General features: G+C 66.5%; 10 protein-coding genes. 6 read left to right on the top strand and 4 right to left on the bottom strand.

The features are described 5' to 3' along the window. The first annotated feature begins 253 nt into the window (after positions 1 to 253). From H536_RS0110930 to rsmA, 6 genes are all read left to right on the top strand, one after another. Entirely contained in the window at positions 254 to 1,432 is a 1,179-nt protein-coding gene (locus H536_RS0110930; protein ID WP_024350511.1) for an LptF/LptG family permease, read from the top strand. Then, complete coding sequence (gene lptG / locus H536_RS0110925; RefSeq protein WP_024350510.1) at positions 1,429 to 2,511, top strand: LPS export ABC transporter permease LptG; 1,083 nt, start codon at positions 1,429 to 1,431, stop codon at positions 2,509 to 2,511. The genes H536_RS0110930 and lptG overlap by 4 nt, the downstream gene beginning before the upstream one ends. A gap of 143 nt (positions 2,512 to 2,654) precedes the next feature. Continuing rightward, positions 2,655 to 5,102: an LPS-assembly protein LptD gene (locus H536_RS0110920; RefSeq protein WP_244495420.1), complete on the top strand. Its 2,448-nt coding sequence runs from the start codon at positions 2,655 to 2,657 to the stop codon at positions 5,100 to 5,102. Positions 5,103 to 5,307: 205 nt separating this feature from the next. Beyond that, positions 5,308 to 6,252: a SurA N-terminal domain-containing protein gene (locus H536_RS0110915; protein ID WP_024350508.1), complete on the top strand. Its 945-nt coding sequence runs from the start codon at positions 5,308 to 5,310 to the stop codon at positions 6,250 to 6,252. A 25-nt stretch (positions 6,253 to 6,277) separates the two neighbouring features. Continuing rightward, on the top strand, positions 6,278 to 7,312 hold the full coding sequence (pdxA, locus tag H536_RS0110910) for a 4-hydroxythreonine-4-phosphate dehydrogenase PdxA (protein WP_373279280.1): 1,035 nt from the start codon (positions 6,278 to 6,280) through the stop codon (positions 7,310 to 7,312). Continuing rightward, positions 7,309 to 8,148 (top strand): 16S rRNA (adenine(1518)-N(6)/adenine(1519)-N(6))-dimethyltransferase RsmA, encoded by an 840-nt coding sequence (rsmA, locus tag H536_RS0110905; RefSeq protein ID WP_024350506.1) that lies wholly within the window; start codon positions 7,309 to 7,311, stop codon positions 8,146 to 8,148. The genes pdxA and rsmA overlap by 4 nt, the downstream gene beginning before the upstream one ends. Positions 8,149 to 8,194: 46 nt before the next feature. Here rsmA and gmk read toward each other — a convergent pair whose 3' ends face one another. The 4 genes from gmk to fabF form a co-directional block, all read right to left on the bottom strand. Continuing rightward, positions 8,195 to 8,860 (bottom strand): guanylate kinase, encoded by a 666-nt coding sequence (gmk, locus tag H536_RS0110900; RefSeq protein WP_024350505.1) that lies wholly within the window; start codon positions 8,858 to 8,860, stop codon positions 8,195 to 8,197. Next, positions 8,857 to 9,744: a YicC/YloC family endoribonuclease gene (locus H536_RS0110895; RefSeq protein ID WP_024350504.1), complete on the bottom strand. Its 888-nt coding sequence runs from the start codon at positions 9,742 to 9,744 to the stop codon at positions 8,857 to 8,859. Before H536_RS0110895 ends, gmk begins: the two co-directional genes overlap by 4 nt. Before the next feature lie 40 nt (positions 9,745 to 9,784). Next, on the bottom strand, positions 9,785 to 10,876 hold the full coding sequence (gene mltG, locus H536_RS0110890; protein WP_029703065.1) for an endolytic transglycosylase MltG: 1,092 nt from the start codon (positions 10,874 to 10,876) through the stop codon (positions 9,785 to 9,787). A gap of 103 nt (positions 10,877 to 10,979) precedes the next feature. After that, entirely contained in the window at positions 10,980 to 12,245 is a 1,266-nt protein-coding gene (fabF, locus tag H536_RS0110885) for a beta-ketoacyl-ACP synthase II (RefSeq protein WP_024350503.1), read from the bottom strand. Positions 12,246 to 12,270: the final 25 nt, after the last annotated feature.

The raw sequence follows: 12,270 nt of genomic DNA, 5'->3' as shown, positions 1-12,270 counted from the left end.
CGGCGGGACAGCCGTCCGGGGGCGGCATGCGGCGACGCGGGCAATGATGGTCGGGACGGGCCGCATTGCAAGGCCCGCGGCCGAAGATACGCCCTGTTCACCATCGTTCTTCGCCCTTCTTTAGCCAAGCTGGTGTAATCTTCCTTCCACGACGAGAGCCGGCCGCCGGCTGTTTCTCCAGGCCCGCGCCGGCCGCAAGTGAAAAATCGAGCGAGGCAATGGGCCAATCTGCAGCCGCGGGAACGGGAACCGCATGACGATTCTGGAACGCTACATCTTCAAGCGGGCCTTCGTGTATGCGGCCTCGTCGCTGACCTCGCTGGTGCTGATCGTCTGGATCGTCCAGGCGCTGTCGCGCATCGACGTGGTCAAGACCAGCGCCTCGGCCGCCAGCAACATCTTCTGGATCGCCCTGATGCTGCTGCCGGACCTGTTCGCCGGGGTCCTGCCCTTCGCGCTGCTGATCGGCGCGATCCAGGCGCTGAACTCGCTGAATTCCGATTCCGAACGCGCCGTCATCTCGGCCGCCGGGGCGTCCCAGGCCGTCATCGCGCGTCCCATCGTCGCCCTCGGCCTTCTGGGCGGCCTGATCATGCTCCTGATCGGCAATGTCGTCGGGCCGGCCTCGATGAGTGCGTTCCAGAACGGTATCCGCTCGATCAACGCCGACATGATCACCCTGTTTCTGAAGCCCGGCCGCTTCGAGCAGGTGCAGGACGGCATCGTCATCAGCATCGGCGACGTGAACGGCGCGACGGTCGAGAGCCTCGTGATCGCCGACACCCGCGACCCGGCCAGCGACCTCACCTATTTCGCCCGCGAGGCGAAGATCATCGACGAGGACGCCAATTCGCTGCTGCTCCTGTTCGACGGCCAGCTGCACCGTCGCAACACCGCCGACAACAGCGTCTCGGTGATCCAGTTCCAGACCTATGCCTTCGATCTCGCCGCGCTGCGGCCGGCGACCGATAACAGCTGGGTGCGCGCCTCCGAGCGCAGCACCGCCGCGCTGATATGGCCCGATCCCAATGACGGCCTCTACCAGGAACGGCCGCACAGCTTCACCGAGGAACTGACCGACCGCATGACCAACTGGCTCTTCGCCATCGCCTTCGTCCTGTGGGCGATCGTCGTTGCCGGCCAGCCCTCGACCAACCGCCAGGGTACCGGCCCGGCCATGACCCTCGGTCTGTGCGGCGGGCTGATGCTGAAAGCCGCCGGCTTCGTCACTCTCTCCCAGATCGAGCAGGGCGTCTTCTGGGTGGTGATCTCCTATCTGCTGCCGCTGGCCGCCATCGCTTTGAACAGCGCGCTGATCTGGCGCAATTTCGACCTCGCCGGCTGGGCGCCGCTGCAACAGGCGACGACCGCCCTGCAGGACGGCTATGCCGCCCTGTTCGGCCGGCGCCGGGCCGCGGGGGCCGCCCGATGAGGAACTGGACCCTCAACCGCTATTTCTTCCGCATGTATGTCGTCAGCTTCCTGTCGACGCTGCTGACGGTCTTCGCGCTGATCTACCTGATCGACCTGATCGAGGTCAGCCGTCGCAGCCGCTTCGAGGATCTCGGCTTCGGTGCGACCGCCCTCTTCTCGTTGCTGCGGGTGCCGAGCTTCATCGGCCAGGCCTTCCCCTTCATCGTCCTGTTCTCGTCGATCTACACGCTCCTGACCCTCAACCGGCGTCTGGAACTCGTCGTGGCGCGTGCCTCCGGCGTCTCGATCTGGCAGATCCTCCTGCCCTTCGTGGTGGGCTCGTTCCTGATCGGGATCGTGGCGACCTTCGTCTACAATCCGCTGACCGCCTATACGAAGACCCTGTCCGAGGACATGCAGACCACCATGACCGCCGGCGGCGACGTCTCTAGCTCGGACCGCGTGCCCTGGCTGCGTCAGGAGGGCGACGGCGTCCAGTCGATCCTCGGCGCCAAGACGGTGGCGCGCGGCGGCACGGTTCTCGGCGACATCACCGCCTTCGTTATGAACGACGAGGGCATCGTGAAGGAGCGCATCGACGCGGCGCGCGCGGTTCTCAACGACGAGTACTGGCTTCTGGAGAAGCCGCGGGTGACGCGGGTCGGCTACCGGCCGGAATTCCCGAAGGAATACAAGCTTCCCACCAGCCTGCGCCCCGAATATGTCGAACAGCGGATCGCCGATCCCGAGGCGATCTCCATCTGGCAGCTCGGCTCGAAGATCGACGTTGCCGCAAGTCTGGGCTTCAACACCGACGCCTTCCGGATGCAGTACCACACGCTGGTGGCGCAGCCGGCCCTGTTCATCGCCATGACTTTGCTCGCCGCGACCGTCGCCACGAGGTTTTCGCGCACGGGCCAGTCTGGTAGGACGATTGCGGGCGGTGTAATGGCCGGATTCGTGCTTTACGTCGTCACGTTCTTGGCGAAAGCTCTCGGAAGCAATGACGTGGTACCACCGGTTATGGCAGCGTGGTTTCCGGTCTTGGCGGCAGGATTGTCTGGGGTGACGATCCTGCTCCATCAAGAGGATGGTTGAGTATGGTTGCGAGGGGGGCCAGTCGCGCAGAACGCCGCGACGCGCAGGCCGGCATACGGGCGGTTCTCCTTGCGGGAACAGCCATTTGCGGCCTCGGCTTCGGGGGCCAGGCAGCGTGGGCACAGGCGGTCATTCCGGCCGACATGTCGGTGCCGGACGACGCCCAGATGTTCCTGGAAGCCGATACCGTCACCTACAATACCGACAACTCCATCGTCACCGCTTCCGGCGGTGTGCGGATCGACTATGGCAGCTACAAGCTGGTCGCGCGGAACGTCACCTACGACCAGAACACCCGTCGTCTGGTGGCTTCGGGCGATGTGGAATTGCAACAGCCGGACGGAAATAAGGTCTACGCGGACAGCATCGACATCACCGATGATTTCCGCGACGGCTTCGTCAAGGCGCTGCGGATCGAGACCCCGGACAACACCCGTTTCGCCGCCCGTGACGCCGTGCGTCAGGACGGCAGCGTCACGACTTTCCAGCAGGGTGTCTACACGGCCTGCGAAACCTGCCGCGAGAATCCGGATCGGGCGCCGCTCTGGCAGGTGAAGGCCCGCAGGATCGTCTGGGACCAGACCGAGAAGGAAGTGCGCTACTACGGCGCCAAGTTCGAGCTGCTCGGCGTGCCGATCGCCTACATGCCGTACTTCCAGTCGCCGGACCCGACGGTCAAGCGCAAGACCGGTTTCCTGACCCCGACCTTCAAGTCGTCGAGCAATCTCGGCTACGGCCTGCGCACCCCGTATTTCATCGACATTGCCGACGACAAGGACGTGACCCTGTCCGGCACCTACTACACCAAGCAGGGCTTCCTGGCCGAGGCCGAGTACCGCCAGGCCTTCGAGAACGGCTTCTTCACGCTGCAGGCCGCCGGCATCAGCCAGAACGACCCGGACGCCTTTGCCGGCGACAACGTCTACAACACGACGACCGGCGAACTCACCAGAGCCTCCCCCGACTTCGACAACACCGAACGCGGCATGATCGGCTCGAAGGCGCAGTTCGCCCTCAGCGAGCGCTGGACGCTCGGCTGGGACGTCATGGTGCAGTCGGACGAGAACTTCTCCGCGACCTACGAAATCCCCGGCTACGGCGACACCGTGAAGACGTCGGAGATCTATCTGACCGGTCTCGGCGACCAGAGCTATTTCGACCTGCGCGGCCAGAAGTTCCAGTATCAGTCGGTCAACCCGGATGCCGCCGACACCCAGCCGCTGGTGGCGCCGAGCTTCGACTATGAGCGCATCGAGCAGGAAAGCGTTCTCGGCGGCGAAGTGAAGCTGGAGATGAACGTCGCGTCGCTGCATCGCGACGACGGTTCGGTCGATCCGATCTGCGCGACCTCGCTCTACCTCGTCGACGACATGAACGAGGCCTGCCGGACGCCGATGAACGGCTACCAGTATCGCTCCGACCTTCTGCGCTACAACGCGCTGGAGGGCGACTATACCCGCGCCTCGGCTGATCTTGCCTGGCGTGACTCCTATACGCTGGAGACCGGTCTCGTCCTGTCGCCGACCGCCTCGGTGCGCGGCGATTTCTACACCGCCGACATGCGCTCCGACGGCTTCGCGAACTATTACTACGAGCCCTACACCTATACCGACCCCGCGACCGGCCGGCCGGTGACGATCCCCAATCCGGTGACGCCAGCGGCCTACAATCTGGTCCCGAACGACCAGAAGGGCGACTGGCTGGCCGATTACTACCGTCAGGGCGCCCTGTCGCTGGACGATACCGGCACGCGCGGCATGGCGACCGCGGCGATGGAAGCGCGCTACCCCTATCTGATCGAAACTGCCAATTCCTCGCATGTGATCGAGCCGATCGGCCAGGTCATCCTGCGGCCGGACGAGCAGAAGATCGGCCTTCTGCCCAACGAGGACGCGCAGACGCTGGTGTTCAACACCGCCAATCTGTTCGCGCTCGACAAGTTCTCCGGCTACGACCGGATCGAGGGCGGCTCGCGCGCCAATGTCGGCGTCAAATATGCCGGCAATTTCGACGGCGGCTACTCGGTCAACGCGGTGTTCGGCCAGTCCTACCATCTGGGCGGCGTGAACTCCTTCGCGCAGACCGATCTGGCGCTGGTCGGCTACGATTCCGGTCTGGAGTCCGATCGCTCCGACTATGTCGGCTCGATCGCCGTCGGCACGCCGATCGGCATCACCCTCGGCACCCAGGCCCGCTTCGACGAGGAGAGCTTCGCGGTCCGGCGCACCGACGTCTTCGGAACCTACGGCTCGTCCGATGCCACCGCGACGGTGACCTACACCAACATCGACGCCCAGCCGATCTATGGCTCGATCGAGGATCGCAGCCAGATCACCGGTTCGGGCACGCTGAAATTCGCCGAGAACTGGAGCGCCTTCGGTTCGGTCGGCTACGACATCAAGAACCAGTCGGTGGTCGAGAAGACCTTCGGCATCGGCTATGCCGACGAGTGCTTCAGCCTGCTCGTCTCCTACCAGGATACGGTGAACCGCTATTCGCAGGAATCGGATTCCTCGCGGCTGATGTTCACCATCGGGCTCCGCACGATTTCCGATTTCGGCTATTCCTACGATCTCGGCGACGACGGCTGACATCCGTTCGCCCCGCCGCCGGGCGAACGGCCGACCAGATCACGGTTTCGCCAAAGCTGCACGCTACGAGCAGTCCGGACTTGCAGGCGAAACGGCTTTGCGGGAGCCTTGCCCTGTGCGACATCCGGGCGGATGGTCGCCATGAGCGGGCGAAGGACAGGGCGCGGGAGCGGGACGCGCCGCCATTCAGGGAGTTGAAGCAGTCATGATCGTTGGAAACGTCGCCAGACGCGCGGCCCTCGCATTCGTCCTTGCCGGGTCGGCCGCTGCCACGCTGCCCGCCACCACCGTATCGGTACAGGCCGCCAGCGAGATCAAGGCGGTGGTGAACGGCATGCCGATCACCAGCTACCAGATCCGCCAGCGGGCCGCCTTCCTGAAGCTGCGCCGCGTCGGCGGCAATGCCACGCAGAAGGCGACCGACGAGCTGATCGACGAGGCGCTGAAGAAACAGGAGATCGGGCGCCGCGGCATCGCCATTCCGGACGAGGCGGTCGACGAGGCCTTCGGCCGCTTTGCCGCCGAGAACAAGCTGACCCGCGAGCAGCTCGGGCAGGTGCTGTCGCGCGCCGGTTTCTCGTCGGACGGCTTCAAGGACTACATCCGCGTGCAGATGGGCTGGGGCCAGGCCGTTCAGGCGAACATGCGCAGCACCGAGCGACTGAGCGAGCAGGACGTGGTCCAGCGCATGCTGGCCCAGGGCGGCGAAAAGCCGAGCACCACCGAATACACGCTCCAGCAGGTGATCTTCGTCATCCCCGACGCCCAGCGTTCGGCCCTTATGGCCCAGCGCAAGCGCGAGGCCGAGAGCATGCGCTCGCGCTTCCGCTCCTGCGATTCCACCTACGAATTCGCCAAGGGCCTGCGTGACGTGACCGTGCGCGACCTCGGCCGCGTCGCCCAGCCGGAACTGCCGCCGCGCTGGAAGAAGGACATCCAGGCGACCTCCGTCGGGCGCGCCACCCCCGCCCAGGCCACCGAACGCGGTGTCGAGTTCATCGCCGTGTGCAACACCCGCAACATCTCCGACGACAAGGCCGCCGCCCTCGTCTTCCAGGCACGGGAGATGGAAAAGCTCGGCGAACAGGCCGAACCCGACGCAGCCTATCTGAAGAAGCTGCGCGACAGAGCTCAGATCGTTCGCCGCTAAGGGGCAGCTCATGCGGGATTTTGCGATGGATGCACCGATCGCGGTGACGCTCGGCGATCCGTCGGGTGTGGGCCCGGACATCGTGATCGCCATCCATGGCGACCACCGGGCCGATCTGCCGCCCTTCTTCGTGATCGGCGATCCCGACGTCCTCGCCTCGCGAGCCCGCCGTCTCGGCCGCGAGCTGGCCATCGCGATGATCCACAATCCGGCGGAAGCGCATGATGTGCCTGCCGGCGCCCTGCCCGTCCTGCCGCTGGTCAACCGCCAGTCCGATGCGCCCGGCAAGACAGACCCGGCCAATGCCGCCGGAACGATCGAGGCGATCGACCGGGCGACGGCGCTGGTGCTGGAGGGGAGCGCCGCGGCGGTCGTCACCGGACCGATCGACAAGAAGGCGCTCTACGACGCCGGCTTCCACCATCCGGGCCATACCGAATATCTGGCGCATCTGTGCCAGTTGCGGCTCGGACGTCCCTTTACGCCTGTCATGCTGCTGACCGGTCCGGACCTCTCCTGCGTACCCGTGACCATCCATATCCCCATCGCCGACGTGCCGGCCCAGCTCACCGCGGAGCTGATCGAGACGACCTGCCGGATCGTCGCCGCGGACTACAGCGCCCGCCTCGGCATTGCGCGCCCGCGCCTCGCGATCGCCGGTCTGAACCCGCATGCCGGCGAGAAGGGTGCGATCGGCACCGAGGACGAGACGGTGATCCGCCCGGCCGTCGCGCGCCTTCGCGCCGCCGGCATCGACGCGGTCGGGCCGCTGCCTGCCGACACGATGTTTCATCCCGAGGCCCGGGCCCGCTACGACGTCGCCGTCTGCATGTATCACGACCAGGCGCTGATCCCGGCCAAGACGCTGGCCTTCGACCAGACGGTGAACGCCACCCTCGGCCTGCCGATCATCCGGACCTCTCCCGATCACGGCACGGCCGCCGACATCGCCGGCTCGGGCGACGCCCGACCCGACAGCTTCCTCGCGGCGATCCGGCTGGCCGGTCGCATGGCCGAAATCGGCACGGGTGCAGGCAGCGCCGCGACGGCCAACGCGTGAGCCCCATCGACAGCCTGCCGCCCCTGCGTGCGGTCCTGGAAGAGCATGGTCTCGATCCCAAGCGCAGCCTCGGCCAGAACTTCCTTCTCGATCTTAACCTCACCGGTCGGATCGCCCGCCAGGCACTGCCGCTGGAGGGGGCGACAATCGTCGAGGTCGGCCCCGGCCCCGGCGGCCTGACCCGTGCGCTGCTCGCCGAAGGCGCATCGCGTGTCGTGGTCATCGAGAAGGACAGCCGCTGCATTCCGGCGCTCGAGGCCATCGCCGCGCACTATCCCGGCCGGCTGGAGATCCGCCGCGCCGATGCGCTGGACTTCGATCTGGCGGAGGTTGCACGCCCCGAGGGCGCCGACGCGCTGAAGATCGTCGCGAACCTGCCCTACAATGTCGGAACGCAACTGCTGCTCAACTGGATCGCGACGCCGCAATGGCCGCCGCTCTGGTCGAGCCTGACTTTGATGTTCCAGCGCGAGGTGGCCGAGCGCATCGTCGCGGTGCCCGGCTCGAAGCATTACGGCCGTCTCGGCGTGCTCGCCGGGTGGCGAACGCAGGCGAAGATCCTCTTCGACGTGCCGCCGGAAGCCTTCACGCCGCCGCCCAAGGTCACCTCCTCGGTCATCCAGCTCCGGCCGCGCGTCGAACCCGAGCCGGCGAGCCTGGCAGCCCTCGAACGCGTGACCGCCGCCGCCTTCGGCCAGCGCCGCAAGATGCTGCGCCAGAGCCTGAAGAGCCTTGGCGGCGAAGCGCTTCTCGTGGCGGCGGACATCGATCCGCAGCGCCGGGCCGAAACCCTTTCGATCAGCGAATTCGTTCGCCTTGCCAACGGCCTGGACTAGCCGGCTGACTCAGATTGTCAGCCGGTGACGGGCGCATGCCCCGGTCTCAGCAGACGGTCTGGGAGAGAAGTTCGGCGGTGAAGTCGAACAGGCCCGGCCGCCGGTCGCGGCGCAGCCGCTCGGCATTGATGATCGACCGCACGGCCGAAAACGCCTTGTCCAGATCCTCATTGACGACGACGTAGTCGTAGTCACGCCAGCGCTCGATCTCGACCTTGGCGTTCTTCAGGCGGACCGCGATGGTCTCGCCGGAATCCTCGGCGCGCCGCAGGAGGCGGGTCTTCAGTTCGGTCATGGACGGCGGCAGGATGAACACCGAGACGACGTCCGCCTTGGCCTGCTCCTGCAGCTGCAGCGCGCCCTGATAGTCGATGTCGAACAGCATGTCGCGGCCGTCGCGCATGGCCTTTTCGGCCGCAGCCCGGGGCGTGCCGTAGAAATTGCCGTGGACCTCGGCCCATTCCAGCAGGGCGCCCCCGTCACGCAGCCGCTCGAACTCGGCCCGGTCGATGAAGCGGTAATGCACGCCGTCGATCTCGCTGGCCCGCCGCTTGCGCGTGGTCACGCTGACCGAGAGCTGGAAGCCGGGATCGGACTCCAGGAGATTGCGCGCGATGGTCGACTTGCCGGCGCCGGACGGTGACGACAGCACCAGCATCAGCCCACGGCGTGCGATCGGCGCCCCCGATTCCGTTTCGAAAATCGACGTCATTCTATGTTCTGCACCTGCTCACGGAATTGATCGACCGCCACCTTCAGTTCCAGTCCGATGGCGGTCAGCGAAGTCGCATTCGACTTGGAGCAGACCGTATTCGATTCGCGGTTCAATTCCTGCGACAAAAAATCGAGGCGTCGGCCGATCGGCCCGCCGTTCGACAGCAGCGCCCGCGCCGCCGCCACATGGGTCTGCAGCCGGTCGATCTCCTCGCGGATATCGGCGCGGGCGGCGATCATCGCCGCTTCCTGGTGCAGACGCTGTTCGTCGAGCCGCTCGTCGGCGCCCATCAGTTCGGCCACCTGCGCCCGCAGTCGCTCCCGGCAGGCCTCGATGCTGCGGGACGGATCGGCCTCGGCCGCATTGGCCAGCCGTTCGATCTCGGCGAGCCGCTCGGAGAGAATGTCGGCAAGGGCGGCGCCCTCGGCCTGCCGCGCGGCGGCAAGGCTCTCGACCGCGGCGACGAAGGTCGTCCCGGCGGCAGCGAGCTGCGCCTCGCGCTCCTCGGGGTCGAGACGGCTCTCGGCGACCTCGACGATCCCCTTGATCGCCAGGATGCCGTCGGCGCTCGGCGGGCCGGCGTGACCATCGGCGACCAGCCGGCTGGACAGTGCCAGAAGCTGGCCGAGCATCGCATCGTTGATGGTAAAGGCCGGTGCCGTCTCGTCGCGCCGGATCTGGAGATTGGCCTGGATGTTGCCCCGGCTCAGCCATGTGGCGGCCGTTCGCTTCAGATCCGCCTCGATCGCCTCGAAGCCCTGCGGCAGACGCAGCCGCAGGTCGAGCCCCTTGCCGTTGACCGAGCGCAATTCCCAAACGAACTCGGCGCCGGCCTGCGTCGACTCGTGGCGGGCAAAGCCCGTCATGCTCTGCACCGGCATCGCGGTTCTCCCCCTCGCGCCGCCGGGAACGGCGGCGTTGCTACTGCTCGGCCCGGTTCTGGCGCTCCAGCGCACGGTAGTCGCGGACGTTGCGATTGTGCTCGTCCAGCGTCTCGGCGAAGACATGGCCGCCGGTGCCGTCGGCCACGAAGTAGATGTCCTTGGTCTCCAGCGGATTGGCAACGGCCTCCAGCGCGGCCCGGCCGGGCAGCGCGATCGGACCGGGCGGCAGACCCTTGATCTTGTAGGTGTTGTAGGGCGTGTCGCTGTCGATGTCGGACTGGGTCACCGGCTTGCCGGACGGTTTGCCGGCCCCGCCATAGACGCCATAGAGGAATGTCGGATCAGACTGCAGCCGCATGCCCTTGCGCAGCCGGTTGACGAACACCGAGGCGACATGCGGGCGCTCGCCGGCGATGCCGGTCTCGCGCTCGACGATCGAGGCGAGGGTCAGGAACTGGCCGATATCGTCGATCGGCAAATCGTCCGCCCGGGTCTCCCAGATCTCGGCGACGAGCTTGTTCTGCGCCTCGCGCATCCGCCGGACGATTTCCTTGCGGGTCAGGCCCCGCTGGAACAGGTAGGTGTCGGGCATCAGCGTGCCTTCCGGCACCATCTCCGGCATGTCGCCGGTCAGGGACGGCTCGGCGGCAATGCGCTCGAAGGCCCGCTCCGCCGTCCAGCCTTCCGGAATGGTCACCGAATGCATGATGGAGCGTCCCTCGCGGAGCTTTTCCATCACCTCGCGCATCGAGGTGCCTGGCGCGAAGGCGTATTCGCCGGCCTTCAGGTCACCCGCGGTCCCGGCGAAGCGCACGCCGTATTCGAACACGGTGGCGTCGCTGATGACGCCTTCCCGCTCGAGCCCGCTGGCAATCGTCTGCAGACCGCTGTTGCGCGGCACGACATATGTGGTCTCGGCCTGCAGCGGGCCTGCGCCCTCGAACTGGCCGACGCCCCAATAGATCAGCGCACCGGCCGCGAGCATCACGAAGAGCGCGGTCGACAGGCAGAAGTTCAGGAAGATGACGAGCTGGTTGCGGGAAGCCCGCGAGCGTTTGCGCGCCGGAGCCGGACCCCGGCCACGACGGCCCTTGCCTGAGCGAGCGCCCTCGCCGCGTTCGTCGGTCACCGCATACCCCCGAATGAAATTGCCTCGTGGCTGCCGAAGCACCATCGGATTGTGGCGAAAGCCCGAACGGCAGCGGCGGCATCATGCGCCGCCGCCATCGTTGTCAGTCGGCCACGCGTCGCAGCACGAGCGAAGCGTTGGTGCCGCCGAAGCCGAAGGAGTTCGACAGCGCCACGTCGATGCGCTTTTCGCGCTTCTCGTGCGGAACGAGATCGATCTTGGTCTCCACCGACGGATTGTCGAGATTCAGCGTCGGCGGCGCGACATTGTCGCGGATCGCCAGCGCCGAGAAGATCGCCTCGACGGAGCCCGCCGCACCGAGCAGATGCCCGATCGCGGATTTGGTGGACGACATGGTGATGCCGCTGGCGGCATCGCCGACCAGCCGCTCGATCGCCCTGAGCTCGATCTCGTCGCCGAGCGGCGTCGAGGTACCATGCGCGTTGACATAGTCGAGTTCGGACGGCTGCACGCCGGCCCGCTTCATCGCCGCCGACATGCAGCGGAACGCGCCGTCGCCATCGGAGGCCGGAGCCGTGATGTGATAGGCGTCGCCCGACATGCCGTAGCCGATGACCTCGGCGTAGATTTTCGCGCCGCGCGCCTTGGCGTGCTCGTATTCTTCCAGAACGACCACACCGGCGCCCTCGCCCATGACGAAGCCGTCACGGTCGCGGTCGTAAGGCCGTGAACCGGCCGTCGGGTTGTCGTTGAAGTGGGTGGACAGCGCCTTGCAGGCGGCAAAGCCGGCCATAGCGAGGCGGCCGACCGGTGATTCCGCACCGCCTGCCACCATCACGTCGGCATCACCGAGCGCGATCAGTCGCGACGCGTCGCCGATCGCATGCGCGCCGGTCGAGCAGGCCGTGACCACCGAATGATTCGGGCCCTTCAATCCGTTGCGGATCGACACATGGCCGGAGGCCAGGTTGATCAGGCTGCCGGGAATGAAGAACGGGCTGATGCGCCGCGGGCCCTTCTCGGCCAGGATCAGCGACGTGCGCTCGATCCCCTGCAGGCCGCCGATCCCCGAACCGATCAGAACGCCGGAAGCGATCTGGTCCTCGTAGGTCTCGGGATGCCAGTTGGCATCGTCGAGGGCCTCGGACGCAGCTGCGACAGCGTAGATGATGAAGTCATCGACCTTGCGCTGCTCCTTCGGCTCCATCCAGTGGTCCGGATCGAAGGTGCCGTCCTGGCCGTCGCCGCGCGGAATCTGCCCGGCGATCTGACACGCCAGGTCGTCGACCTGGAAGTTGTCGACACGCTTCAGGCCGCTTTCGCCGTTCAGCAGACGTTTCCATGTGACGCCGGCACCCGCCCCGAGGGGCGTGACCATGCCGACGCCTGTAATGACTACTCGTCTCATCAATCGCTCTTCGCCCAGGCGGTTA

The organism is Aurantimonas coralicida DSM 14790 (genome assembly GCF_000421645.1).
In the GTDB taxonomy this organism is placed as follows: domain Bacteria; phylum Pseudomonadota; class Alphaproteobacteria; order Rhizobiales; family Rhizobiaceae; genus Aurantimonas; species Aurantimonas coralicida.
This window is presented reverse-complemented; position numbering and strand designations above follow the sequence as displayed.